At 57.7% G+C, this 25,621-nt stretch carries 20 protein-coding genes; 4 read left to right on the top strand and 16 right to left on the bottom strand.

Going from position 1 to position 25,621, the window contains the following annotated elements; translation table 11 throughout:
* Positions 1–14 precede the first annotated feature (14 nt).
* The 5 genes from KVT38_RS14505 to KVT38_RS14485 form a co-directional block, all read right to left on the bottom strand.
* Positions 15–833, bottom strand: a complete 819-nt coding sequence (locus KVT38_RS14505) for a carbohydrate ABC transporter permease (RefSeq protein WP_217594440.1) — start codon at positions 831–833, stop codon at positions 15–17.
* The gene (locus tag KVT38_RS14500) at positions 833–1,702 is read right to left on the bottom strand and encodes a carbohydrate ABC transporter permease (RefSeq protein WP_217594439.1); all 870 of its coding nucleotides are present in this window, start codon (positions 1,700–1,702) and stop codon (positions 833–835) included. Before KVT38_RS14500 ends, KVT38_RS14505 begins: the two co-directional genes overlap by 1 nt.
* Before the next feature lie 119 nt (positions 1,703–1,821).
* On the bottom strand, positions 1,822–3,168 hold the full coding sequence (locus KVT38_RS14495; protein WP_217594438.1) for an ABC transporter substrate-binding protein: 1,347 nt from the start codon (positions 3,166–3,168) through the stop codon (positions 1,822–1,824).
* Positions 3,169–3,252: 84 nt separating this feature from the next.
* The gene (locus KVT38_RS14490) at positions 3,253–5,112 is read right to left on the bottom strand and encodes a cache domain-containing sensor histidine kinase (RefSeq protein WP_217594437.1); all 1,860 of its coding nucleotides are present in this window, start codon (positions 5,110–5,112) and stop codon (positions 3,253–3,255) included.
* A gap of 110 nt (positions 5,113–5,222) precedes the next feature.
* Entirely contained in the window at positions 5,223–7,859 is a 2,637-nt protein-coding gene (locus KVT38_RS14485) for a glycoside hydrolase family 78 protein (RefSeq protein WP_217594436.1), read from the bottom strand.
* Positions 7,860–8,104: 245 nt separating this feature from the next.
* Between KVT38_RS14485 and KVT38_RS14480 the strand changes: the two genes are divergently transcribed.
* Positions 8,105–9,181, top strand: coding sequence for a LacI family DNA-binding transcriptional regulator (locus KVT38_RS14480; protein WP_254639229.1), 1,077 nt, complete (start codon positions 8,105–8,107; stop codon positions 9,179–9,181).
* A 37-nt stretch (positions 9,182–9,218) separates the two neighbouring features.
* On the opposite strand, the gene KVT38_RS14475 is transcribed toward KVT38_RS14480, so the two are convergent.
* A complete protein-coding gene (locus tag KVT38_RS14475) occupies positions 9,219–10,193 on the bottom strand; it encodes an AraC family transcriptional regulator (protein ID WP_217594434.1) in 975 nt (324 codons plus the stop codon).
* Between the two features lie 144 nt (positions 10,194–10,337).
* On the opposite strand from KVT38_RS14475, the gene KVT38_RS14470 reads away from it, so the two are divergent.
* Complete coding sequence (locus KVT38_RS14470) at positions 10,338–11,774, top strand: MFS transporter (protein WP_217594433.1); 1,437 nt, start codon at positions 10,338–10,340, stop codon at positions 11,772–11,774.
* Here the strand turns inward: KVT38_RS14470 and KVT38_RS14465 are convergent.
* From KVT38_RS14465 to KVT38_RS14425, 9 genes are all read right to left on the bottom strand, one after another.
* Entirely contained in the window at positions 11,765–12,154 is a 390-nt protein-coding gene (locus KVT38_RS14465; RefSeq protein ID WP_217594432.1) for a hypothetical protein, read from the bottom strand. The genes KVT38_RS14470 and KVT38_RS14465 overlap by 10 nt on opposite strands.
* 372 nt (positions 12,155–12,526) lie before the next feature.
* On the bottom strand, positions 12,527–13,540 hold the full coding sequence (gene allD, locus KVT38_RS14460) for an ureidoglycolate dehydrogenase (protein ID WP_217594431.1): 1,014 nt from the start codon (positions 13,538–13,540) through the stop codon (positions 12,527–12,529).
* 20 nt (positions 13,541–13,560) lie between these two features.
* On the bottom strand, positions 13,561–14,454 hold the full coding sequence (locus KVT38_RS14455; RefSeq protein ID WP_217594430.1) for a dihydrodipicolinate synthase family protein: 894 nt from the start codon (positions 14,452–14,454) through the stop codon (positions 13,561–13,563).
* A gap of 79 nt (positions 14,455–14,533) precedes the next feature.
* Complete coding sequence (locus KVT38_RS14450) at positions 14,534–15,493, bottom strand: phosphoglycerate dehydrogenase (protein ID WP_217594429.1); 960 nt, start codon at positions 15,491–15,493, stop codon at positions 14,534–14,536.
* A complete protein-coding gene (locus tag KVT38_RS14445; protein ID WP_217594428.1) occupies positions 15,493–16,320 on the bottom strand; it encodes a carbohydrate ABC transporter permease in 828 nt (275 codons plus the stop codon). The genes KVT38_RS14450 and KVT38_RS14445 overlap by 1 nt, the downstream gene beginning before the upstream one ends.
* A gap of 9 nt (positions 16,321–16,329) precedes the next feature.
* A complete protein-coding gene (locus KVT38_RS14440) occupies positions 16,330–17,202 on the bottom strand; it encodes a carbohydrate ABC transporter permease (RefSeq protein ID WP_254639228.1) in 873 nt (290 codons plus the stop codon).
* 77 nt (positions 17,203–17,279) lie between these two features.
* On the bottom strand, positions 17,280–18,638 hold the full coding sequence (locus tag KVT38_RS14435) for an ABC transporter substrate-binding protein (RefSeq protein WP_217594427.1): 1,359 nt from the start codon (positions 18,636–18,638) through the stop codon (positions 17,280–17,282).
* 177 nt (positions 18,639–18,815) lie between these two features.
* On the bottom strand, positions 18,816–20,489 hold the full coding sequence (locus KVT38_RS14430; RefSeq protein WP_217594426.1) for a response regulator: 1,674 nt from the start codon (positions 20,487–20,489) through the stop codon (positions 18,816–18,818).
* Positions 20,486–22,189, bottom strand: a complete 1,704-nt coding sequence (locus KVT38_RS14425) for a sensor histidine kinase (protein ID WP_217594425.1) — start codon at positions 22,187–22,189, stop codon at positions 20,486–20,488. The genes KVT38_RS14430 and KVT38_RS14425 overlap by 4 nt, the downstream gene beginning before the upstream one ends.
* A gap of 148 nt (positions 22,190–22,337) precedes the next feature.
* Between KVT38_RS14425 and KVT38_RS14420 the strand changes: the two genes are divergently transcribed.
* Positions 22,338–23,399, top strand: a complete 1,062-nt coding sequence (locus tag KVT38_RS14420) for an LLM class flavin-dependent oxidoreductase (RefSeq protein ID WP_217594424.1) — start codon at positions 22,338–22,340, stop codon at positions 23,397–23,399.
* 219 nt (positions 23,400–23,618) lie between these two features.
* Positions 23,619–24,809: an ATP-binding protein gene (locus tag KVT38_RS14415; protein WP_217594423.1), complete on the top strand. Its 1,191-nt coding sequence runs from the start codon at positions 23,619–23,621 to the stop codon at positions 24,807–24,809.
* A 77-nt stretch (positions 24,810–24,886) separates the two neighbouring features.
* Here KVT38_RS14415 and KVT38_RS14410 read toward each other — a convergent pair whose 3' ends face one another.
* The gene (locus tag KVT38_RS14410; protein ID WP_217594422.1) at positions 24,887–25,618 is read right to left on the bottom strand and encodes a glutamine amidotransferase; all 732 of its coding nucleotides are present in this window, start codon (positions 25,616–25,618) and stop codon (positions 24,887–24,889) included.
* Positions 25,619–25,621 lie beyond the last annotated feature (3 nt).

Genomic DNA, 25,621 nt, shown 5'->3' with positions numbered 1-25,621 from the left:
CGAAAAATGTCCCCTCAGCCCTTGACCGAGCCCGCCGTCAAACCGTCGATGATGTAGCGCTGAAGCAGCAAGTACACGAGCAGAATCGGGGCGATGACGATGACCATGAAGGCAAATACGATGCCCCAATTCGTGTTGTACAGCGAGACGAAGTTAAAGATCTGCAGGACGATCGTCCATTTGGTGCTGTCCGTCATGAGATAGAACGGACCGAAGAAATCGTTCCATACCGAGACCATGACGACAATCGTAACGGTGATGAGCACGGTGACGAGCAGCGGAAGGATAATTCGCCAGTACAAGCGGAAATATCCGCAGCCCTCTAGCAGCGCTGCTTCATCGAGCTCCCGCGGAATCTGCTTCATGAAGCCGACGAGCAGAAACACCGCGAACGGCAGCAGAACGGCCGTGTAATACATAATGAGGCTGAAATAGGTGCCTCGGATGTGCAGCTCGCCCATCAGCCGAATCGTCGGCACGATCGATACGGGGACGATCAGCCCCAGGATGAAGAGGAGATACGTCGATCTCATGAACCGGTCGTCCCGGCGCTGAATGACGAATGCCGCCATCGAAGCGAACAGCGTCACGCAGACGACGACGAGACCCGAGATGAGGAAGCTGTTTTTGAAGCCTCTCAGAATGTTGCCTTTGTCGAAAACTTCCTTGTAGTTATCGAAGTTCCAACTCGACGGAAGCCCCATCCCGAACAGGGCGGATTCCCGTATCCCCTTAAAGGAATTGACGAGGATCATGTAGAACGGCACCAGAATGACCAGCGCGCCGAGGAAGACAATGGCGCTGACGAACGTTTTGCGGCCCGGATGCTCCATTACATCTCCACCTCCCGCTTCTTCAGGGCCATCAGCACCGGTACGCCGACGACCGTCACGAGGACGAACAGCACCAGGTTGATCGCCGTCGAATACCCCATTTGCCCCATGCTGAACGTGCTGCGGATGTAGGTGTAGAACACTTCGGTCGTATACCCGGGCCCGCCGTCGGTAAGCACCATGACCATCTCGAACACCTTCATCGAGCCGATGACGGACAAGAGGACGTTAACCGTGAACGAGGCGGCCAGCAGCGGGAAAACAATGTGCCGGAACCTGCGCCAGTAGCTGGCTCCGTCGATCGAAGCGCTTTCGGTCAGATCCTTCGGAATGAACTGCAGGCCCGCCAGGTAAACGACCATCGCGAACCCGGCTACGCGCCAGATGTCCGTGGCGATGATGGAGAAAAGCGCCCACTTCGGATCGTTCAGCCAATCCTGGCCCAGCGAGCCAAGCCCGATCCAGCCGAGCGCCTCGTTCACGATGCCGTGCTCCGGATGGTAGATCGCGCGGAACACGTAGCCGATGACGATCGGCGCGATGACGTACGGCATGAAAAAAATCGTGCGGAACAGGTTGCGCATGCGGATCGCTTCGTTCATGAGCAGCGCGAGCCCGAGGCCGACCGCATTCTGGAGCAGCGTGACCGCGGCCGCGAAGATGAGTGTATTGGACAAGGCTTTCCCGAGTCTCGGTTCCCCGAACAGCGCCTTGTAATTGTCGAATCCGATAAACGAAATCGAGTCGGCGTTGACGTTCCAGTCGGTGAAGCTGTAGTAGACGCCGATCAAGGTCGGCGCGATGAAGAACAGCAGAAATACGGACAAAGCGGGGAAGGAAAAATAAAGCGGGTATTTTCGTCTCTCCATAAGGTCTCCTCCTTGGCTCCCGGCGGCCGCCCGGGGCGGTCGTCCCCGGCTTGTTCAGCCGGAGGCGGGGGGACGTCCGTCCCCCGCGCGCCGTTATTGCCGCTACGACGACTTGAAACTTAGAAGCCCGGGAGCACCTTCGCTTTGCCGTCTTTCTGGTAGTTGTCGCTGAATTCCTTGATCGCCTTGTCGATGTTGCCGTCGAGGAAGAAGTTTTGCAGCGTCTTGGAGAAGTCCACGAAGGACGGCGTCAGGCGGTTCTGGATGTTGACCTTGGACTTGCCTTCGTCGATGTATTTCTTGACGTCCTCCTGTACCGGATAAAGCTCGCTGGTGGCTCCCTTGAAAATCGGGATTCCCGGCTTGTTCGCGTAGAACAGGTCGACGTTTTCCGGCTGGAGCATGAACTTCACGAGCTCGATCGCCTCCGCCGCGTGCTTCGCCTTGTCCGGCACCATCAGCTGGTTCGGCGGCGTGATCATCGCCGTGCCCGTGTCGGTCGCGGAAGGGAACGGGAAGAAGCCGACGCTCTTCGCGACAAAGTCCTTGCCGAACTTCTTCTCGAGCTGGGCGATGACGCCGTCCAGCATGAACGTCATCCCGACCTTGCCTTCGCCGAACTCGTTTTGCAGCTCGTCGTACGTGCCCGACATGACGTTGTCTTGGTACAGGCCGAGCGCCTTCAATTCTTTCTGCTTCGCGAACAGATCCTTCAGCTCCGCGATGTCGGACAGTTTCAATTCGTTCGAATTAAGCTTCGCCACGCCTTCGCCGCCGATCGCCGGATCGACCTGCGTCACCCAGCCCGTGAAATAGAAGATTTGAGGCGGCCATGCATCCTTGACGCCCTCGTAGAACGGCGTCACGCCGGCTGCCTTGATCTTCTTCGCGATCTCGACGAGGTCCGCGTAGTTCTTCGGCGGGGTGACGCCGGCCTTAGCGAAAACATCCTTGTTGTAGAACACGCCCATCATGCCCGTCGATCCGTAAGGCACGCCGTAAATCTTGTCGTCCTGTACCTGCGCCTGCTTGATGGAGTCGATGACGTTGTCCCACACGCCGGCCTCGTTCGACCATTCGTGCAGCGTCTCGTCCGCGCGCAGCTTCACGTACTGCTTCGTCCCCGGCTGCATGAGGAACAGATCCGGGAAGTCTTGCGTGGAAAACCGCGTCTTGATCAGATTGTCGTAGTCGCCGCCCGGAAGTGCCTGCAGCTCGACCTTGTTGCCCGTCTTCTGCTGGTAGGCATCGAAGATCTTCGTGAACGCCGTCGTGTCTTCCGTATTGGAGATCACAAAAGTCAGCGTGACCGGGTCTTTGGCCGGCTTGGCGCCGGACGTGCCGCTTGCTGCCGGGGACGATGCGCCGCCTGCATGATTGTTGCCGCTGCCGCCGCCGCAAGCGGCCAGCGCCGCCGCGCTTACTGCCAGGACCATGACCGATGCCAATGCTCTCGATTTTCTCATTCGAGCAACCCCTTCATTTCGTAATCGCTTACAACTTGATTATAGGGAAGCGCTTTCCCGGCTCCCATTCACGAAATCGACCGTTTATGTTGAATATTCCGACCTTATCTGCGGAAGCGCAAAATCGTTGTCGATCGGGAGCACAAGCGTGATGCGGGTGCCTACGCCCTTTCGGCTGTCGATCCGAAATGACATGCGCTCTCCGAAGCGGATCGCGTACCGCGTATAGACGTTGCGCACGCCGATGCCGCCTTCGGCAGCCGAATCGGGCCACTCCTCGCGGTGCAGCTGCCAGTTCAGCTTCGCCCGGAGCTCGCCGAGACGCGTCTCGGAGATGCCGACGCCGTCGTCCGTGACGGCGAGGTGGACGCCGTCCGGCTCCCTGCGGGCGGAGATCCGGATCGTTCCCTTCCCGCGCTTGCGCTCGATACCGTGGAAGACGGCGTTCTCGACGAGCGGCTGCAGCGTCATTTTGAGCACGGGAAAACCGTAAAGCGACGCTTCGATATCCTGCTCGTAGACGATTTTATCGTCGAAGCGGATGCCTTGTATTTTCATATAGGCGTCGATCTGCTCGAGCTCCTCCTGGAGCGTCACGATCTCATCGCGGTTCCTCGTGTTGTAGCGGAACATGTCCGCGAGTGCCTGCGCGACCTCGCCGATCTCGCCGACCTTGTAGTAGTCCGCCATGGCGCGAATGCTGTCGAGCGTATTGTACAGAAAATGGGGATTAATCTGCGAGTAGAGCATCTTGAGCTCTACCTCCTGAAGCTTGATCTGGTTGACGTACTTCGTCTCGATCAGCGTCTGCAGCTCGTCCTGCATGGCGTTGAAGTTCGCGGCGATCCGACCGATCTCGTTGTTCGGTCCGACCGCCACGCGCTCGGAGAAGTCTCCTCGCTTCAGCCTGTTAACTGTCTTGTACAAATTGAGAATCGGCTTCGTGATGACTCTTCCGAACAGGACGGACAACAGGAAGGTAAATGCGAATGCGACCAGTGCCGTATAAAGCACGGTCGTCTTGATGCGGTCGAGCGGACCGAAAATTTCGCTTCGCGGCATGACGAGCACAATCTTCCAGTTCGTATAATTCGATCGGGTATAGGAGGCGAGCATGTCTCCCCTATCGCTGTTGAACCAGAACTTGCCCTTCGAACCGGTCGCCCGCGCGACGAGTTCGGTTGCCGGCGCAGGGCCCGGCAAGGTGCCGGAGGCATATACGGTCTTGTCGTTCTGATCGAAGACGACGATTCGGCTGCCGGCCGACAGATCGTCGCTCTGTCCGATCGTGCGGAACAGCTCGTCGTTGTATTCGACGCGAACGACGATGAATCGCTCGGGATTGGAAAAGTCCCGGATCAGAATAGACGACGCATACGAGGTGTTGTCCGCGTCGATGCTGCCGTCGCCTTCGCCGCGTCCCATGAAGTACACGCCGCCGTCGGCCGCGATCGTGCGCAGGAACCAGTCGGCATTGCGGATTTTCGCTTCGGCGGGAGGCTTGAAGTCGTCGGAAGCGCCCAGCAGCTCGCCGTTGCTGTAATAGATCTGAAAACGGCTGAAGCCGCGGATCGGCGTGGCGTTGAAGCTCTTCAAATATAGGTTCACGAGATTTTGGCGAAACAGAAACTTCTGCTGCTCGCTCATCTCGGCGTAAGCGTTGATGCCGTCGATATACTGCTGGTCGTAATAGGGGGCAAGCAGCAGATTGCGTTTGCTGTGGAAGTCGTTATCGATGTTGTTCTCGATCTGTCCGACGATCTGAGAGCCCGCGGATTCGATCCGAGCGGCCATTGTCTGATAGGAAATATAAAAGGAAGCCGTGCCGACGAGCGCGATGCACAGCAGGATGACGATAAAATAGCTAAAGAGCAGCGTCGTTCGGATCTGGGAGAACCAGGCCCGAACCCTCCCGATGATCCATCGACCGGCGTTCGTTCCCATAAAATCTTCTCCCTCTCTCGAACTCGACTGCTCTTGAATGTCTTCTCTTTATACCATTCCCTTCGACCCGCCTTCAAGAGGTTCGAAGACAGGGAACGGCTGGCATCGCCTTACTCTCCCAACCGGCTCTCGAACGCGTACGCGCCCGCTCCGAGCTCGAAGCTCGACTCGCCTGCCTCGGCCGGCCGGCCGTCCGCGACGATGCCGCTGCCCGGAACATGGACGATGGCGGTCGCGTTCGCCGGCACCGTGACGCGGAGCTTGAAGACGCCGTCCGCGTCCAGCGTCCAGGCCGATTCGTAGGTGCCGTATAGCGAATCGTAGGAAGCTTCGACCGACGTGATCCGGCCGCCCGGACGGGGCCGAATGATTGCGCGGCGGAAGCCCGGGGCCGATGGATCGGCCTCGATGCCGCCCATGTAGCGGTACATCCACTCGCCCACCGAGCCGAGCGAGTAATGGTTAAAGGAGTTCATCGACGGCGTCTGGAAGCCGTTGTGTTCGGTCCAGCCGTCCCAGCGTTCCCAGATCGTCGTCGCGCCGTGCTTGATGGAGTACATCCAGGACGGGAACTCTTCCTGCGTCAGCAGGCCGTACGCGACATCCAGCCTTCCGTTGTCCGTCAGCGCGGGCAGCAGGTAGCCGACGCCGAGGAAGCCGGTGGATAGCCGGCCGCCGCGGGCAGCGATATTGTCAGCGAGATGGCCGATCGCCAGCTCCCTTAGCCGTTCGGTGAGCAGTTCGAACTGCAGGGCGAGCACGTACACCGTCTGCGTCTCGCCGTGAATGCGACCGTCCTCTGCGACGAACGCCCGGCGGAACGCATCCGCGATGGCCCGATGCAGATTCGCATACGTCTCTTCGTCGTCGCGTCGGCCAAGCGCGCCGGCGATTCGGCTCAGCAGCTTGGCGCTGTACGCGAAGTAGGCCGTCGCCAGCACCTCGTTCGGCGTATCCGCTTCGATCGACAGCCAGTCGCCGTAGTTCGCGTAGTCGGGACGGATCAGGCCTTTGCTGTTCGTCCGCAGGTACTCGACCCACCGCACCATCGCGTCGTAATGCGTTTCCAATATGCGCGTATCCCCATACATCAAATACAGCGTCCATGGAATAACGACGCCTGCATCGCCCCATCCGGCATTGTCCGGCGCGAACCAGTTTAGCCTCGTATTCCACATCTTGTGGCGGATCCAGCCCGCGTCCGGCGCCACGTCGGTAAACGCGCCCGACGGCTGCTGGCAATCGATCATGTCCCACATAAATTTCGTGAAAAACCGGGATACGTCCATGTTATAGGAGGCCGTCCGCGCGAAAATCTGGGCGTCGCCTGTCCACCCTAGCCGTTCGTCCCGCTGCGGGCAGTCGGTCGGTACCGAGAGAAAGTTGCCCCGCTGTCCCCAGGAGATGTTCGATATCAATTGGTTGACCATCGGATCGGAGGTCCGCAGGCTTCCTGTCGGGCGCGTGTCTGAATGAACGACTTTGCCGACGATCGTATCCAGATCCGGCTCGCCCGGATAGCCGATCAACTCGACGTAGCGGAAGCCGTGAAACGTGAAGTGCGGCTCGTACCGTTCTTCGCCTTCGCCCTTCAAAATGTAATGCTCCTGCTGAACGGCGATCCGCAGATTGTCCAAATAAAGCGTGCCGTCGGGATTTAGCATCTCGGCATGGCTCAAGGTCACTTTGGTCCCTCGTGCGCCGCGAACCCGCAGCTCCGTCCATCCGACCATATTTTGCCCCATATCGTATATATAAGTGCCTTGCTCCGTCTTGCGAATCGAGATCGGCTTCATCTCCTGCGTCACGCGGATCGGGGGCTCGACCGATGCGGTCAGCAGGCCGTTATAGCCCGCACGAACATCGGGCCGCTCCCAGCCCGAATCGTCGTAATCCGGCTGATCCCATCCCGTCAGCTCCAGCCGGGCGTCGTACGTCTCCCCCTTGATCATGTCGGAGTAGACGATCGGTCCTCTGGCGGTTCGCCAGCCGGCATCGGTCTCGACGGATTCGCGGCTGCCGTCGGCGTATTCGATATTGAGTTGGAGGAGGAAAAATGGACGTTCTCCATACACATGGTTGCCGAGAAAACCGACGGTTCCGGCGTACCAGCCGTCGCCGAGCACGGCGCCGACGACGTTCTCCCCTTCATTTAGCCACGGCGTTACGTCGTAGGCTTGCGTCTGCACGCGCTTGTCGTAATCGGTAAAACCGGGTGCGAACAGATCGCCGATCCGGCGGCCGTTGATATGCAGCTCGTACAGACCGAGCGCAGTCGCGTACACCGTCGCCCGGCTGATTGCGCCGTTCGTCCGGAATGGCTTGCGTACGTAAGGCGACGGTTGAAGCGCTACGTTCGGCTGCGCCTTGGCGCCGATCCAGGATCCTTTCCATTCGTCGCGACGAAGAAGGCCCATCGTCCAGAAAAACGCTTCGCTCCAATCCGATGCGACAGCGTGGCGGTTCCAGGATCGGACCTTCCAATAGTATCGTCCTTCCGATTGGAGCGGCTTGCCCTCGTAAACGACATGTGTCGTCCGGTCCGAAGCGACCTCGCCGCTATCCCACATGTCCCCATCATCTCTAGCAAGCGCTTCCAGCGATGAGGCGACCAGAATGCGGTACGCCGATTGCTTTGCGCCTCGTTCGTCCGATTGCAGCTTCCAGAAAAAGCGTGGCGCCTTCTCGTCCAGTCCGAGCGCGTTGATCATGTATTCCGTTCTTCCGTCTATCGCTTGCCAATTCATGTTCCTTCCTCCATGTCGTTCAAGTTTAGATTTGTTAAGTCAAAAATAATTTGTTAAGTATATTTTTTAGTTTATTTTATTGTAATTTATCGTATCACTATACGTTTTTAGCGTCAATACGAAACTGAAAGCGCTAAAATAAGGCCATTAAACTGAATTGTTCTAAATAAAACTAAACTCATAACAATAAACTTGTCACCATCGCCTAAACCGCTTAAACTAAACTCAACAATTTTCGAGGAGCAATGTTCGTGAAGATGGAGGATATCGCGAGGCTGGCGGGCGTTTCCAAAGCTGCCGTTTCCCTTGCGTTCAGCGGCAAACCGGGGATCGGGGAAGAGACGCGAACGCGCATTTTGAGCGTCGCAAAAAAAGCGGGTTATACGCCCCGAAGGAGCGCTCCCGCGCAGGAAGCTGCGACGGCTGCGAATGCGCCTGCGGAAGAAGCGGCGCCATCGCTGCTGTTTTTGGTCATCGCGAACGCCGGCATCGTCACTTCTCAGTATGACCGGCAGCCTTTTTTTCGCGAGCTCATACATTTTCTCGAGCAAGGGTCGCGCGCCGGCGGCTTTTCGCTGCTCATCTCGGCTATCGATATGGCGCGCTTTGAAGACGATCTCCGGGCCATTGCGGAGATGCACGCGGAACGAGGCGTCATTTTGCTTGGCACCAATCTGGATAAAGAGACGTTAACCCGCATCGCGGAGCGGCTGCCGAAGCTGATCGTCCTGGACACTTGCTTCGAGACGCTTTCCATCCCGTTCGTATACACGAACAACGTGCTGGGGGGATATCAGGCCGGGACCTGGCTGTGCCGGTCCGGACATCGGACGATCGGCTACGCCGCGTCGGACGTCCGCATCCCGAACTTCGACGCGCGCCGGAGGGGCTTCGAGGAAGCGATGCGGGAATGGTCGGTCGTCGTGGCGGCCGACCATGAGTATTCCGTCGACCCGATGGTGCCCGCGGCGCAAGCCGCATTTCAGAACAAAATCGCAAAGTTGCGGAACGACGGAAAGCCGCTGCCGACGGCCATATTCTGCGAGAGCGATTTTATCGCGATCGGCGTCATGAAGTCGCTTGCGGAGCTTGGCATCCGGGTTCCCGAAGATGTATCCGTCGTCGGCTTCGACGATATCGCCGAAGCGGTCATCGTATCGCCCGAGCTGACAACCGTTCGCGTAGACAAAGAAAAGATGGTGCGCAGCGCCGTCCGGCTAGCGACCTTGCTTGGCGATTCGCCGTCCGAAGGCGGCATGAATATCTCCGTCGCTACCGCCTTGATCGAGCGCAGATCGAGCGCGGCGCCTCCCTCGGTCTAACCGTTTTAAGTTCGATCGCCCCCGCACGATGCTTTCTTTAATCTACCGCAGCGGCTCCGGTCCATGGGACGGCCGACTTGCGCATCGCCTTGATATCCTGCAGCGGCGGCAGGCCGAACAGCCTGCGATATTCCCGATTGAACTGCGACGGACTCTCGTAGCCGACGGCCAGCGCGGCCGTCGTCGCGCCCACCGGCCCGCTCAGCATCAGGCGCCGCGCCTCCTGAAGGCGAAGCTGCTTCTGATATTGCAGCGGGCCGATCGTCGTGATCGCCTTGAACTTGTGATGCAGTCCGGAGACGCTCATGTTGCACGATTTGGCGAGCTCCTCGACGGTGAACGAGCGTGAATAGTTTTCTTTGATCCACTGGATCGCCTTGCCGACGCCGTCCGCCCGTTGATCGAACAGCACCTTCTGAAAAAACAGATGGCCGTTATCGCCCGACAGCAAATGAAAAATCATTTCCCGCTTGAGCAGCTCGGACAGAAAACGAGCGTCGCTCGGCTTGTCGAGCAGCTTCAGAAGCCGCGAAAAGATGTCCAGCAGCTCCGCATCCGACTTCCCGACAAAAGCGCCCTTGCTCAAGCCTTTCTCCCAGGATTCCGCGTCGATCCCCGCCTCCATCACCACGGATGCGATCTCCTGCGTCGTAAAGTCGATGCGCAGCCCGATATACGGCGAGCGCTCCGTCGCCCCCACGACTTGCGCGGAGGCGGGGATGTCAATCAGCGACGCCAGATAATCGCCCGCTCCATAACGGTATACCTCCTGTCCCAGATACAGCTTCTTCCCGCCTTGAAGGATCAGACAAAAAGAAGGCGTCAAAACGCCCGGGATGCACTCCGTTTCCCGGCTGCGCTTCACGATGGATAAGTACGGCACGACGGTCGACGTACGTCCTTCTGCCAACGAAAATCGTTCGGTAAAGGCCAGAAGCTGGCCCAACGCCTTCTTATGAATGGATACCGGCTTGTCTTGCGTCCCGCCCGCATCCGATCCCGACTCCGGCATTTCGCTCGACCTCCTTCACTCTTTCAAGTATCATATTGCAGCTTTAGGCAATTTTCAAGCAGGAAAGGTCTACTTCCCGCCTCCGATTCGATTCATAATACGGATCAGAGTCACACATTCTAACGCGGAAAGGAACTTGCCTGCATGCTGCAATCGAAAGGCATTATTTTAACGATCATTATCGCGTGTCAGCTGCTTGTCGTGCTGGACGCCTCCGTCATGGTGACGTCGATCCCCGAGATCGGCCGCTCGCTTCATATGTCGACCGTCAGTTTGACATGGGTTCAGAACAGCTATATTTTAGCCTTCGGCGGCTTTCTGCTGCTTGGCGCCCGGGCCGGAGACCTGCTGGGCCGCAGAAGGATGCTCGGCGCGGGGATCGGGCTTTTTACGCTGACGTCGCTGCTCGCCGGTCTGGCGCCGACTGCCGAAGTGTTGCTTGTTTCGCGGGCATTTCAAGGCTTTGCGGCCGCGCTGGCCACGCCGGCTGCGCTGGCTCTGCTGTCGGCCACGTTTACGGAGGAAAAGGAGCGGTCGAGGGCGATCGCGATGTACAGCGCGGTAGCCGGCGCGGGCGGCGGCGTCGGTCTGTTGCTCGGCGGATTTTTTACCGATTTTATATCGTGGCGCGTCGGGATGTTTATCAATGTTCCCATCGGCATCGTTTTAATGTACCTGGTGTGGCGCCACGTGACGGAATCGGAGACGAGGACCGGACGGTTCGATCTGTGGGGGGCGCTGACGTCCGTCATCGGCATGAGCGGATTGGTTTACGGCTTTGTCCAAGCCGCGGGTCAAGGCTGGGATTCGGCGGGGACATGGATCTGGCTCGGCATCGGGATCGCGTCGCTGACCGCCTTCGTGCTTGTCGAAAAGCGTGCGGTCGAGCCGATCGTGCCGCTGCGGTTGTTCGCGAGCCGTCAGCGCTCCGGGGCTTATGTGGGTCGGTTTCTGCTGGTCGGCGGCAACTTTTCGCTCTTTTTCTTTATCCCGCAGTATTTGCAAAATGTGCTTGGCTTCGGTTCTCTTGAAGCGGGCTTAGCCTTTCTTCCGTTTACCGCGGCGCAATTCGGCATGATGTTCGTGATGCAAAGCCTCGTTCGCCGGTACGGCAACCGGATATTATTGATCGTCGGCCTGCTGCTGGCGGTCATCGGGACGCTCTGGATGAGCCGGACGATCGCCGAGCAAACGGCATATTTCCCGCAAATGTTTTTCCTGATGGCCGTCATGGGCATCGGGTCCGGATTAATGTTCCAACCGCTCACCGCGCTTGGGCTCACGAACGTCGACGCTCGCGATGCCGGCGCGGCCTCGGGACTGATCAACGTGGCGCATCAGAGCGGCGCCTCGCTGGGCCTCGCGATTCTCGTCACCGTTTTTAACACAACCTTTCATGCCGGCCAAGGCTCCGGGCAGCCATTCGCGCATGCGGTGTCGCATAGCTTGCTCGGATCCGCCGTCTTCCAGGCAACCGCCTTGGTCACGTCTATCCTTCTGCTAATACCGCTGCGCGCAGCGGCCCGCAGAGCGGGGCGTGGCAGCATAGGCCGGCAAGAAGCCCCCCGGAGTCAGAACTGATCCGTGATGTCCGTCCAGTTCGTCCAGTCGGGCAAGCGCTGCCGGCCCCAATAATCGAGCAACAGCCGAATGGCTTCATCCTTGTCCGTCGTCGAATAACTGTAGTGGTTGAAGGTTCCGTCGGACAACTCCAGACGCAGTTCTACGTCGATCCCGTTGCGGGAGTCGGGAGACGGCGCAGCCTGCATATAGACGCTTCCCTCAATCGGGGCGCTTGGCTCGATGACGATAAAGTCATCGGGTTCGGTTTCAAATCCCACAAGGATGTCGATAATAACGGAGGCCTCGATCGCATCGTTTTGGTATGTAGCCCCCTGAGTCGTGATGGTGTAGGTCAAGTCGTTGCGGCCATTCAAGTCCAGGTTCACGGATGGAGTCATATTTGCCTGCTTGCCTCCTCAAAGGTTAATGTGTGCCGCCGAGTCTCTCAAACGATGATGGCTCCCGGAGATCATATTTATATAAACATACCCCAAATATCGACGTAATTCCACATTCATCCAGCTCCTGTCTGCCGGGAGCGCGGAGCGGTTATGACCGTTCAACCTAACCGCGTGACTGGTTGTTACCCTAGAACGCTCTAGTTCAGGATAAAAGAGAAAAGACCGGGCGGTTAAGCCCGGTCTTTGAGGTGCGAGGAGCAAATAGGTGTTACCAAGACAAAGTAGCTCTGTACAGCACCACATGACGGGTTTGGAGGCTACTCCCCCACCAATGCGATGATACTTCCGCCACAGCCTCTCTTCGAAGAACTAGTTTCCCTTCAAATATCTATAAATCGTCTCCGTCACAGCCACACCTTCCCGCAAGCTCTTCGCTTCCCGCAATTGTTCGGGCTCCCCGGGAACCATCACCTGTCCGAATCCTTCTGCCGGCTTCGACTGATGGAGCTCGTCGATCATGCGGTCCATATTGTCCAGAAAAAAATCCGGGTCGCCGAACATCGCTGGATTGATCACGCAGTAAAAATGTCCGAGCTTGCGTTTTTGGTCGTAAGACCCGTACATCTCCGAAATATGCGGTCCAAACGCCGAGCCCGTCATGATGCCCGACATAATGTCGACGACCATGGCCAGACCGTAGCCCTTCGGTCCTCCGAACGGCAGCAACGCCGTGACGTCGTGCGGATTAGACGTCGGCTTGCCGGATGCGTCCACGCCCCAGTCGTCCGGGATGTCGATGCCCGCTTCCCGCGCATGGAACACTTTGCCGAAGGCGACCTTGCTCGTCGCCATATCCAGTATGACCGGGCTGTGACGCCTCGCCGGGAATCCGTAAGCGATCGGATTCGTGCCGAAAAACGATTCGGCTCCGCCATAGGGAACCACGCCTTTGTCCGTATGCGTCATCGCCATTCCGATCAGGCCCGCCTGTGCCGCCTGATTGACGAAGTAGGACAACGCCCCGCAGTGGCTGCTGTTCACGACGCCGACCATGCCGACCCCGTTCTTATTGGCCAGCGCGATGGCATGATCCATGGCCGCCTTGGAGACGACATGGCCCAATCCGTCGTCCCCGTCGAAGATGGCGGTGACGGGGCCGGTATTCCGGATGGAGAATTGAGGATTCGTATTGAGGCCGCCTTCCCGAACGCGCCGCGCGTAGTGCTCCGTACGCAGGACGCCGTGCGAACGGACGCCGCGCGCATCTGCGTGCACCAGTACTTCTGCGACGATATCCGCCTGTTCGGCGGGCACGCCGGCTTCCTGCAGTTTTTTGGAACAAAGCCGCATCAGCTCATCGCAAGCTACGACAACGTCAGTCACTGGCTCTTATCTCCTTCGCCTTAACCGAATTGCGGCAGCTCGCTCAGCTTCCGCTGCAACTCCTGCACTTCCTCGGCCGGCAGATCAAGCTGCGGCGCACGCATGAACCCGACGTCTATGCCCCGCAGCTTCAGCGCTTCTTTGAAGTAAGACATGTTGCTGCCGCTTTTCAGCACTTCGCAGTACCGGATCGCGATCCGCTGCAGTGCGCGCGCTTTTTCCAGATCCTTTTCCTGATACGCGTTGTATACCGCAACGAACGGCTCGGGGTAGACGCAGGACACGCCGGAGATGACACCGTCGCACCCCATCGCGAGCGCGGGCAGCAGCAGCCGGTCCGCCCCCTGCATGACAGAGAAGCTTCCGTCGTTGATCGCCAAGTATTCGTTCGTCCGCAGCATGTCGGGATAGCTGTACTTCACGCCGACGACGTTTTTGCAGCGATCCGCCACGCGCTGCGCGACGTCGGTCTTCAGATCGTTCGACGCGCACTGCGGGATGTTGTACAGGTACATCGGGAAGTCGTCCGGAATGCTGGCGGAGACCGCGACATAGTATTCTTCCATCTCTCTGTCGTTTGCGCCGAGGAACAGCGGCGTGACGACGCCGATGCCGTCGGCGCCGATCTCGTGCGCGTGCCGTGCGAGCGCGATCGTATCGTCCAGCGTCGCCGTACCGGCATGAATGAACACGGTGACGCGGCCCGCCGCCGTCTTGACGACCGTCTCGGCAATCGCCTTGCGCTCCGGCACGCTCAGCCGGATCATCTCGCCGGTCGTGCCGAGCGGGAAGAGGCAATGTACGCCCTTCGAGATCAGAAATTCCGTCAGCTTCGCGACTTTCTCCAGATTCACTTGTCCATCCTGGTCGAAAGGGGTGACCATCGCGGTCGTAACGCCATATAAACGTTTCATGGAAATCCTCCAGCGCGTTTTATATTAGATTCGGGATAGCGATAATTTCAATAAGGGAGGTAATCGAGCGCTGCGCCCCTCAGCCGAGCAGGTTAGCCGGCTTGCGGCCTTCGAACACGTCCAGCAGCGCCTGCGCCGTCGCCAGCCCGACGCGTCGATAAGTCTCTTCCGTCTCGGCGGCCGTATGCGGCGTCGCGAGCAGATTGTCCAGCTTCAGCAGCGGATTGTCCGCGGCGACCGGTTCGCGCTCATAGACGTCGATAGCCGCGCCGGCGATGCGATTGGATTGAAGCGCCCTGTACAGCGCCTGCTCGTCGACAAGGGCGCCGCGCGCCGTATTAACGAAGTAGGCGCTCTCCTTCATCAGGCCGAACTGCGCGTCACTCATCATATGATGCGTCTCCTTGAGACTCGGCAGATGCATGCTGACGACGTCGCTCTGCCGCAGCACCTCGTCCGAGTCGACCAGCTGTACGCCCAGCGCCTCCGCTTTGGCCGGATTGGGGAACTTGTCGTAGGCGATCAACCGGACATCGAACCCCTGAAGCTTCCTGGCGACCATCTGCGCGATGTTGCCGAAGCCGAGCAGACCTACCGTTCTGCCCGCCAGCTCCACACCCACCCGGCGGTCCCAGTACGCGCGCTTGGCCGATTCCTGGAGCGCGGGGATGTTGCGCATCATCGACAGGATCAGGCCGACGGTCAGCTCGGCGACCGCGTTGGCATTGCCGCCCGGCACGTTTGTCACTTGAATGCCGTACGCCTTGGCCTGCTCCAGATCGATATTGTCCACGCCGACGCCGAAGCGTGCGATCGCCTTCAGCTTGGGCGCCTGCTTGAATACGGCTTCGTCCCACGTATCGACGCCGGCTACTACGGCGTCGATGTCGCCGACGAGCGGGATCAGCTCTTCATACGTATGCGGTCGACCGAGCTGATTCTCGACAATCTCGCAGCCCGCTTCCTCGAGCAGCCGCTTGGCCTCCGCGCAGAGCGCGGAATAGTTCGTCGCCGTGACGAGCACTTTTTTAGCCGCCATTACTTGACGCCTCCTACGGTCATGCCGCTAACCATATATTTGGATGTGAACAGGTACATGATGACGACCGGAATCGAAGCGATGATCGAGCCGCCCATGAGCGGTCCCCAGGCGAACACGTCGCCGACGATCATATCGGCCAAGCCGAGCGTGATCGTCTTGTCCGAGCCCTTGGTCACGACGACGAGGGCATAGAGATATTCGCTCCAGCAAAGCGTGAAGGAGAAGATGAACGTAGCCGCGAGACCCGGCGCCGCCAGCGGGAGCACGATGCTTCGCAGCGTCCGCGACCGGCTGCATCCGTCGATCATCGCCGCCTCCTCGATCTCGACCGGTATCGACTTGAAGTACGAGATGAGCATCCAGGTCGCATAAGGAATCGTGATCGTCGGATAGATCAGCATGAGGCCCCAGATCGAGTTGCCCGCGCCAAGCGCGGATACGAGCATATACAGCGGAATGAACAGCACCGAGCGGGGCATCAGGTACGCGTACAGAATGCCTTTGGAGATGACGCCGCGTCCGCTGAACTTCAGCTTCGAGATCGCATAGGCGGCCAGCATGCTGACGGCGATCGAGAACACGGATACGACCAGGGAGACGACGAGGCTGTTTTTGACGTTTTTCAGGAAGCCTTTTTCGAACAGCTTGTCGTAGCCCGCCCAGGTGAAGTTCTTCGGCCAGAAGTTCGGCGTCAGATTATAGATCTCGCCTTGCGATTTGAAGGAGGTGTTGATCATCCAGTAGAGCGGAAATAAAGCGCATAATAGCATGAAGGCCAGCGTGACATAGACGACGACTTGTTTGGTTACCGATCTGTTTTCCATAAGAATCACCTAATCCGCCGAGGCGAGCGAGCGCTTGGTCACATAGTTGATCAGCATGATCAACGGCGGCATCGTCATAATGGCGATGGCGATCGCTTTGCCCAGACTCATATTCAAAAATCCGATCGTGTAGCTGAGCGTGGACAGCACCTGCGTTCCGTTGTCCGGACCGCCGCGCGTGAGCAGCCATATAATCTCGAAGTCGTTCAGCGTCCAGATCGTCGTCATGACGGCCGCGAGGATCGTGACCTCCTTGACCGATGGGAGCGTCATATAAAAGAAACGCTTGACCGCGCCGGCCCCGTCCAGCATGGCCGCCTCGTACATTTCCTTGGAGACCGACTGTAGGCCGGCCAGGATCGCGATGCCCATGAACGGAATGCCGCGCCAGACGTTGACGATGATGACGGACATCATGGCGAGGTCGGGCTTGGCCAGCCAGCCGATCGGGCGGCCGATCGCATTGATTTTCAGCAGCAGGTAGTTCAGCACTCCGCCGACGTCGGAGTAGATCCATTGCCAGGTGAATACGGAGACGATGGTCGGGATCGTCCAGGGCAGGAACAGCAGCACCCTAAACAAGTTGCGGAAAATGATTTTCTCGTTCAGCACGAGCGCCATGACCATGCCGAAAACCGACTTCAGCACGACCGCGACCGCGGTGAAAATAATCGTGTTTTTGACGGCCTTCCAGAACATCGAATCCTTGAGCAGTTCGACATAATTGCCGAAGCCAATAAAGTGGGCGGGCACGCCGACCGTCTTGTCGGTGAAGCTCAGGTACAGCGCCCAACCGAACGGCAGCAGCATAATCGCCAGCAGATACACGAGCACGGGACTCATCAGCAGGTACGCTAGCTTGTTGTCCAATCGTATTTTCAAGTGGAATCCCGCCTTACATTCGTAATGAAGGGATGAACGGACGGACCGTCATCCCCTCCTTTTCTTTGCCGTGTGCTTTATTTGTTGTATATTTCCTGCACCTTCGCCTGCAGATCCTTGATTGCGGCCTCCGGCGTATAGCTGGATTCAAGGAGCAGCTTCTGGAACGTATCGTTGACGACCCGCATGTTGAACACTTCGCCGGCCTTCGGATTGTATTCGCCCGGGTAGCCGAGGAAGTTGAAGCCATCGACCGAATCGACGAACGCCTTGTTTTTCTCCTCCTGCCATACCGCTTCCTTCGTGAGCGCCGTGTAGATCGGGCCCGTCAGCGGTGCGCCTGCTTCCACCCATGTCTTGTACCAGTCCGGCGCGAGGATGTAGGCGATGAATTTCTTGGCCAGATCCTTGTTTTTCGAGTCCTTGAAAATGCCGAGGTTGTTGCTGATGCCCGGAATAAACGTGCCCTTCGGTCCTGCCGGATAAGGCGCGATGCCCGTCTTTTCGTACAGGTCCGGGTTGTCCTTCTTGATCGTCGCCAGCACGCTGCCGGTGTTGAAGATCATGGCGGCCTGTCCGCTCAAGTACGCTTTGTTGTTGCCGCTGTCGTCCCAGCCGATCGCGCTCGGCGGCGTGCTCTTGTCGGTCAGGAACAGATCGCGGATGAACGATGCCGCCTGAACCGTCTCGGGCGAATCGGCGATGACGGTTTTGCCGTCCTTCGTATCGACGGAGCCGCCGTAGGACCAGATGATGCCGCGAGTCAGGAACTCGGCGTCGGAATTGCCTTTGCCGTAGCCGACGCCCGCGCCGTACAAACCTTTTCCCGGATCGGTCAGCTTCTTGGACATTTCTCTGAATTCGTCCCAGGTCGCCGGCGGCGCCGTGTATCCGGCCGCTTGAAGCATGTCCTTGCGGTAGTAGAGCACCTGGGATTCCGTCCAGAACGGCACGCCGTACTGTTTGCCGCCGAAGGTGACCGCTTTTTTGACGTTCGGGCGAATTTCGCCGTTTTTGCTTTCAAGCTCGCCCACGAGATCGCTTACATCCTCGAGCACGCCTTGTCCGTAAAATTGGCCGACCTCCTGATAACCGAAGAAGGAAACGTCCGGCACGCTTTTCGACTCGATCGCCGCGGTCCATTTCGGATAGAAATCCTCGTATGCGATGACCTCGACGTTGACGTCGACATTATTCTCTTTGCCGAATTGCTTGGCGCGCTCGACGATCAGATTGTTTTGATCCTCGAACAGCTGCTTTTTCATCCAGAAGGTAAGCTTGCCCTTCTGGCCGGCAGGCGCCGCTGCGCCGGACGAGCCCGCAGCATTGCTTGCGCCGTTATTGCCGGCGTTATCGCCGCCGTTATTGCCGCAACCGGCGAGAAGCGCGGAGAGCAGAGTGACGGCCGCTACTTTATTCCACCAAGTCTTTTTCATTGACGAACCTCCAAGTTGTGTAGAGTTCAGCGTGTGACCGGCTGTCCTGTCCGGCTACAACATCATCATAAAACGATCTCGCAGCGGTTAAAATGGCAACAATTTAACGCCGATGATACAAAATTAACAGGATACCCGAACGATGCGCCGTCGCTGCGCCAACAAAAAACGCGCCTCTTATGGACGCGTCCTTGGGTCGTCGACCGTCGATGCAAGCTTCTGCCTGTATTCCTGCGGCGTCAACGAGTAGTATTTCTTAAACACCTTGTTAAAATAATTCGGGTTCTGATAGCCGAGCCGCAGCGAGACTTCATAGCTTTTCATCGCGGGGTTCGCGAGCAGCGAGGCGGCCATCTCCATCTTCAAACGGAGCACATAGTCGCTCAGGTTCTCGCCCGTCTGGAGCTTGAACAATCGCGATACGTGGACCGGGTGCATGTACATATAGTCGGCCAGCGTCTGCAGCGACACGTCCTCCACCAGATGCTTCTGGACGAAGCTCTTGATCTTGCCCACGGCGACCTCGCGATCGTCCCGCTCTTCGTTCTCCATGCTCTGGCGGATCATGCGGAACGAATCGAGCATCCAGCTCTGCAGGGACGCCGCCGACCGGCTCGGCAGCAGCCCCGCGACATCGGACAGCGAAGGCCCGATCATGTCGGCGAGCGCCCGTCCGTTCTTGTGGGCGAAGGAGGCGTATGAGGCGTACACGGTGAAAAAAACTTCCGTCAGATGCTCCGGCGAATGAGCCCACCGCTGATTCAGCTCGCTCCAGATGCCCGTCAGCTTTTCCTCGGTCAGCTCCCAGTTGCCCGATTCCAGCAGATGCAGCAGCAGGGGCGGCTCGTACAGCCGCTGCAGCGAATGGACCGGCTGCTGCTCGATCTCGTCCGCGGCCTGCACGAACAGGCCCGTCTGGCTGCCGATGTGTCTGCGGAGCGCCAGCAGCAGGTCGTCGTACAAGCGCTTCACGTCAAGCGGAAACTCGCCTCGCTTGCTGATCAATACAGATACCGTGCCGTGCAAATAATGGTCGACGCTCAGCTGCAGCTGGGAGGCCTTGTGCCGGAGCTCCTGCTCCAATCCATCCGGCGTCAGCTCGCCTGCAGCTTCGGGTGTCGCGGTGACGACGAACGCGAGGTATCCGTGCACGCTTTTGCACGACCAGAGCCTGAACCGGTCCTCGAACCATTCCTCGGCCATATTGACGATCGCATATTCCATCAGGGAGAGGCTGTAAAAATCCATTTCCAACAGCTGCCCCTCCACGCGCACCAGCATCAACGAATACGGGGCGCCCGGCCGCAAATCGATTTTTAACGAGTCCATCCGCTTCTCGAGCCGCTCGGGAGAATATTTGAAGCCCTGCAGCAGCTCGCTGAGCAGCTCGCCCCGCAGCTTGGGCAGGCTTTCCTGAAACGCCTTCGCTACGCGCTCGTGCATCCGGTACTCGTCCCGCTCCCGGCGAAGCGCCTCCACCGCCAGCTCCACCTTGGTTAGTATCTCTTCGTCGCTGGCGGGCTTAAGCAAATAATCGAACGTCTCGTGCGCCAGCGCCTGCTGGGCGTAAGCGAACTCCGCATGGCCGGACAGCAGGATGAACTTGATTCTCTTCCACCTGCGCTTCACCTGCGCGAGCAGCTCCATGACGTCCATGCCCGGCATCCGGATATCGGATATGATGACATCCACCGAATTCGTATTTAGAATTTCCAGCGCTTCCTGTCCGGAATACGCTTTAAAAACGTTCGCAATGCCGATGTCCGGCCAAGGCAGCGTCTCCGCCAGGCTGTCGACTACGCTTGCCTCGTCGTCCACCAGCAGCAATTGAAGCTCTTCCCGGTCGCTCATGCCGAGCCCTCCTTCTCTTCCCAGACCAATTCCGCCCTGAATCCGCCGAGCGGGGACTTCGCAAACGTCAGACCCGAGCGTCCCCCGTACATATAGATCAGGCGCTGATGGATGTTCCACAAGCCTGTGCCCGTTTGCTCGTCCATCGGCACCGCGAGCCTCCCTTGCAGCGCGGCCAGCTTCTCATCGGGGACGCCCGGTCCGTTGTCGTCTACCGCGATTCGGTTCACGCCGCTTCCCTGCTCGCCTCGAACGACGATCAGCCCGAACTGGACGCTGTTCTCCACGCCGTGTATGACCGCGTTCTCCACCAGGGGCTGCAGCAGCAGCCTCGGAATACGCAAGGCGAGCATCGTCTCCGGGATCTCGATCTCGAAGTGGAACCGCTGGAGACGCATCGACTGGATGTTCAAATAGTTGCGGATCAGCTTGAGCTCCTCCCCAAGCGTAGTCGTCTCCTGCTCCTGCCGGGTCGTATAGCGGTAATATTCGCCGAGATTAAGCGCCATGTCGACGACGGCCTGCTTCTCTCCCAGGTTGGCCATGTTCTTGATGTAAAAAAGGCAATTATACAAAAAATGCGGATTGATCTGCGACTGAAGCTGCTTGAGCGTCGCTTCCTTGGAACGCAGCGTCTCCTTGTAAACCTTGTCGATGAGCTCCTGGATCTGCTTGGCCATCTCATTGAAGCTGAGGAACAGAAAATCGAACTCGTTGCCAGGCCGCTTGGACAGCCGGAACGAGAAATCGCCGTCCCGCACATGCCGAACGCCGCGCAGCAGCAGGCTGATCGGCCGCTGCACGTTGCGGTACAGCAGCAGCGCTGCCAGCACGCTTAACGTCATGAGCAGCGCGATGGAAGCGTATACCAGATTGCGGCTCGTGTTGATCGGGGCAAAATACGTCCCGAGCGGCACCATATCCACCAAGTACCAGCCGAGCGACGCCGAGCGGACATAGTGCACAATATATTTGCCGCCGTTCAGCTTGACGTTAAAGCTCCCGCTGCCCGCAAGCGTCTGCCTGTCCAGTTCGGCGGCCGTCTGCTTCACGGCGGCGAAGTCGGCGTTGAAGCCCATGATCGGATCTTCGCCGGGAAAATACAGAAACGGCTCGCGTGCCGCCTGCTGCTTCAGCGAGACCAGCATGTTTTTCAGATTCACGTCGTTGAATCTCACCTCGACCAGCACATTTGGATGATCGGTCTCCTGGAGGCGCGTGAACAGATTTTCCTTATTGCCGAACGTAAGCAAGTTCTCGTGCGACCATTCGCCGAGCTTCCGCCCGACAATCGACGATTCGTTGTATTTGGCCGAGTAATCGGTGGAGATCGTCTCCTTGGAATCCTTTAAATAAAAGATAATCTGATTGCTCCAGGCGCTCGTACTCGTCTGCATATTCAGCATGTCGACGATTCTCGATTGCCGCTGCAGCTGCACGCGCAAGTCGTCTCTCGAACGGCCTTCCAGGTATTCTCTGATACTGTAATCCCGGCTTGTCGTCACGGAGTGCTTCACCAGCTGATCGACCATCATGTCCATTTGATTGACGAAAAAGCCCAGCCGGCTGCTGTTCTGGTCCTCGATCGTTCCCCGCACCGTATCGATGCTGACTCGGTACGAATAGCCGTACAGCACAATGATCGGAATGAGCAAACATAAGATCAGACCGACGACTTTTCCGAACGTCGTGATTTTCATCGTTTCCGGCCTCCAGCGTCGTTTGAGAGTTGAATCTAATTAAAGCAAAACGGCGGATATCGATCAAGACGAGAAATAAACTTACGATTGTTGAGTTACCTTAAAATTTAAAGTATAATGGCTTTATCCGGAAGGGAGACGATTCATCATGTCCGATCTAACGACTTCTAAAATGGAAATAGGAATCAGCACTTTTCTCGAGGCCGCTCCAAGAGACGGCGGCGTCACGCACGCCGAGCGGCTGCGGCAGGCTGTCGAAGAGATTAATCTGGCCGAGCAAGTCGGCCTTGACGTCTATGCGATCGGCGAACATCACCGCGCGGATTATGCGAGCTCGGCGCCTGCCGTCATCCTGGCCGCGGCAGCGGCCACGACCAAGCGGATCCGGCTCTCGAGCGCCGTGACCGTCTTGTCGTCCGACGACCCGGTTCGCGTGTACCAGGCATTCTCGACACTCGACGGCCTGTCGAACGGCCGGGCGGAGATTATGGCGGGCCGCGGCTCGTTTATCGAATCGTTCCCGCTGTTCGGGTACGACTTGAATCACTACGACAGCCTGTTCGACGAGAAGCTGGAGCTGCTGCTCGCGATTCGCGAATCGGAAAAGGTTAACTGGCGCGGCGGTCATCGTCCCGCGATCAAAAACCTTGGCGTCTACCCGCGCGCCGTCCAGGAGCCGCTGCCCGTATGGATCGGCACCGGCGGCAACCCCGAGTCCGCAGTACGCGCCGGCACGCTCGGACTGCCGGTCGTGTTCGCCATCATCGGCGGCATGCCTGAGCGGTTCGCGCCGCTCGTTGCCCTCTACAAGGAAGCGGCCGCGAAGGCCGGACACGACGTGAGCAAGCTGCAGATCGCGACGCACTCGCACGGCTTCATCTCGGATACGACCGAAAAGGCGGCGGATCTGTTCTACCCGTCGACGGCAGCCCAGATGAACACAATCGGGCGCGAGCGCGGCTGGCCGCCGTATACACGCGATTCGTTCGACGCTGCCCGCAGTCTGCGCGGCGCTCTCTATGTCGGCGATCCGGAGTACGTGGCCGAGAAGATCGTACTGCTGCGGCAAAATCTGGGCCTGACGCGCTTCCTGCTGCACGCGGACGTAAGCACCCTGCCGCACCGTGAGCTGCTTCGCACCATCGAGCTGCTCGGCACGAAGGTGGCGCCGATCGTTCACAAGGAGCTGGCCCGCCAAGCCGCGCAATAATGATCGACTAGCGCTTAAAACTAGGCGTGAAAACAAACGGAGACCGGGCGATATGTGCCCGGTCTTCTTCTTCATGCGTTCATGCGAATGTCGAACCAAATAGTTTGACAGTTGTTAGAGAAGAAAAGGATAATAATAGTACAGATTTATACATAGCGCGGATATCCCTTCTTAATCCTTATTCACCAATCCTCATATTGAAAATGGCGGAGGCCCACCATGCACAGCATTACCGATCAACAATTGCTTACAGCTTATTCCACCGCATTGGAATCAAGTCTTGACATCGAATTTGTAAAGCAAATCAGAAAAGAATTGCTGCGCCGCAATATTTTGATCGAAGGACGGGAGGGCAGTATCTTGACTAAAATGCTTGGGAAAGCAGAATTGGATTACGATCAATTGGTTAAGTATTCACTCGAAGCGATATTTGTGCTTCAACATTGGAAAGTGATCTACGTGAATCAAACCGGATTCAATTTCCTAGGTTTGTCCTACCCTGATGAAATTATTGGTGTCGATATCCGGCAATTTTTGCATCCGGACGATCATGGCGTTTTTATCGAGCAGTTTTCCAATATTAGTAACAGCAACAGCGAACCCGTTGAGCTTGTCGAACAAAAAATGATTCGGAAAGACGGCGAGTTCATGGATGTCGTTATCGCGGTTGCGCCGTACGTTATGGGCCATGAGACGCTTATTCAACTCAGGGTGCTGGACAGCACGACACGGAAAGCCGCGGAAAAACGCTTGTCCGCTGCCGAGAAATTATCCGCAATCGGGCAAATGGCGGCCGGGATTGCGCATGAGGTTCGAAACCCGTTGACGACCGTAAAGGGGTTTGTTCAACTTTTGCAGAAGCAGGTCAGCCACTCGTATTTCGATATTATCGTAGAAGAGCTGGACAATGCAATTAAAACGCTCAACAATTTATTGCAAGTCGCCAAACCGGATTTGGACGATGAACCAAGCGTTTCCATCCAATTATGTCCGGAGTTGGATTCCCTGATATTTTTGTTCCAAGAAAAATTGTATAACATTAAGGTCACCAAAGTTTTCCTTGATCAGGATAAGCAAATTAGCGGCAAGAAAAACTTGTTGTTTAAAGCGTTTTTTAATTTGATCAAAAATGCGCTGGAATCGATTGAAGGAAAAGGCGAACTTACGATTGAGCATTTTTACAAAGACGGATTTATTCATCTCAAGTTTAAAGATTCGGGCGTGGGAATTCCGGAAGAACAAATGAAAATGTTGGGGACGCCCTTTTTTTCAACGAAAAACGACGGAACGGGCATGGGATTAACGCAAGTATTTACAACGATTCACCAGCACGGAGGCTCGATTAACGTAACAAGCAAATTAGGCCAGGGCACGACCTTTCATCTTCACCTCCCGGCCCACCCTTTATAATCCGAAAAATGAATGAAAAGAGCCATTCTTCTCTCGGATCGAAGAATGGCTCTTTTCTGTTTTCGGAAGGCGGCATTTTATTTCAAATACCGGATCAGATTGGACCAGAATGCGGGATAATGCGCCCAGTTCATGAATTCCAGCGAGCCCCAGTGCGGCGAGCAGTCGCTGGCGAACGCCGCCGTCTTGCCGGCGCCAAAGGTGCCGACGGTCAGGATCGCGTCGTCGCCGTGAGCGAGCAGCTGCTCCGCGTCCGGCTTGGCGGTCAGCCGATTGTAGCCGAGCAGCTTCGGCCACTCGCCCAGCCCGTCCGTCAGCGGATGCGACGCGGTCGCGACAGGCGCGACGCCGCTCGGCATTTCCGCGCGGTCGTCCCCGTCCGCCATGACGACCGGCAGCACGTCGGCCAGCACCGTGTTTTTGTAATTGGCCTTGCCCTCGATGCCCATGAAGGTCAGGTAGCCCCCGACCATCAGCAGACCGCCGCCTTCGGCCACGAACTGCTTAATGAGCTCGAGCGCGTTCGGAACGACCTGCATCTGGTAAAAGGTCGCATTTTGCAGCAGAAACGTATTCGCGCCGACGTCGCTCAGCACGATGGCGTCATAGGCTTTGAGCTCCGCAAGCGACTGCGGGAACCGCACCTGCACTTCATGCGCCGGCATATAGGTGACGTCGATGCCGTTGTCCCGCAGGCACGACAGCAGATAGGTCGCGCCTTCCTCGTACTTGGTCGAGGTGAAGCTGTCGTAGCCCTTCGTATGGATCATATGGACGATCCAGGATTCGCCGACGAACAAAATTTTCATGAT

The organism is Cohnella sp. GbtcB17 (assembly GCF_019091135.1).
Taxonomy (GTDB): Bacteria; Bacillota; Bacilli; order Paenibacillales; family Paenibacillaceae; genus Cohnella.
Note: the sequence above shows the minus strand (reverse complement) of the source record. Positions and strands in the feature narration are given on the sequence as shown.

Excerpts from the sequence above, each read along its gene's own strand:
- KVT38_RS14425 (WP_217594425.1), bottom strand. The coding sequence starts at position 22,189 with ATGAAAATCACGACGTTCGGAAAAGTCGTCGGTCTGATCTTATGTTTG.
- KVT38_RS14410 (WP_217594422.1), bottom strand. The coding sequence starts at position 25,618 with ATGAAAATTTTGTTCGTCGGCGAATCCTGGATCGTCCATATGATCCAT.
- KVT38_RS14470 (WP_217594433.1), top strand. The coding sequence starts at position 10,338 with ATGCTGCAATCGAAAGGCATTATTTTAACGATCATTATCGCGTGTCAG.
- KVT38_RS14455 (WP_217594430.1), bottom strand. The coding sequence starts at position 14,454 with ATGAAACGTTTATATGGCGTTACGACCGCGATGGTCACCCCTTTCGAC.
- KVT38_RS14495 (WP_217594438.1), bottom strand. The coding sequence starts at position 3,168 with ATGAGAAAATCGAGAGCATTGGCATCGGTCATGGTCCTGGCAGTAAGC.
- KVT38_RS14420 (WP_217594424.1), top strand. The coding sequence starts at position 22,338 with ATGTCCGATCTAACGACTTCTAAAATGGAAATAGGAATCAGCACTTTT.
- KVT38_RS14415 (WP_217594423.1), top strand. The coding sequence starts at position 23,619 with ATGCACAGCATTACCGATCAACAATTGCTTACAGCTTATTCCACCGCA.
- KVT38_RS14445 (WP_217594428.1), bottom strand. The coding sequence starts at position 16,320 with ATGGAAAACAGATCGGTAACCAAACAAGTCGTCGTCTATGTCACGCTG.
- KVT38_RS14480 (WP_254639229.1), top strand. The coding sequence starts at position 8,105 with ATGTTCGTGAAGATGGAGGATATCGCGAGGCTGGCGGGCGTTTCCAAA.
- KVT38_RS14490 (WP_217594437.1), bottom strand. The coding sequence starts at position 5,112 with ATGGGAACGAACGCCGGTCGATGGATCATCGGGAGGGTTCGGGCCTGG.
- KVT38_RS14500 (WP_217594439.1), bottom strand. The coding sequence starts at position 1,702 with ATGGAGAGACGAAAATACCCGCTTTATTTTTCCTTCCCCGCTTTGTCC.
- KVT38_RS14450 (WP_217594429.1), bottom strand. The coding sequence starts at position 15,493 with ATGGCGGCTAAAAAAGTGCTCGTCACGGCGACGAACTATTCCGCGCTC.
- KVT38_RS14465 (WP_217594432.1), bottom strand. The coding sequence starts at position 12,154 with ATGACTCCATCCGTGAACCTGGACTTGAATGGCCGCAACGACTTGACC.
- KVT38_RS14430 (WP_217594426.1), bottom strand. The coding sequence starts at position 20,489 with ATGAGCGACCGGGAAGAGCTTCAATTGCTGCTGGTGGACGACGAGGCA.
- KVT38_RS14485 (WP_217594436.1), bottom strand. The coding sequence starts at position 7,859 with ATGAATTGGCAAGCGATAGACGGAAGAACGGAATACATGATCAACGCG.
- KVT38_RS14435 (WP_217594427.1), bottom strand. The coding sequence starts at position 18,638 with ATGAAAAAGACTTGGTGGAATAAAGTAGCGGCCGTCACTCTGCTCTCC.
- KVT38_RS14505 (WP_217594440.1), bottom strand. The coding sequence starts at position 833 with ATGGAGCATCCGGGCCGCAAAACGTTCGTCAGCGCCATTGTCTTCCTC.
- KVT38_RS14475 (WP_217594434.1), bottom strand. The coding sequence starts at position 10,193 with ATGCCGGAGTCGGGATCGGATGCGGGCGGGACGCAAGACAAGCCGGTA.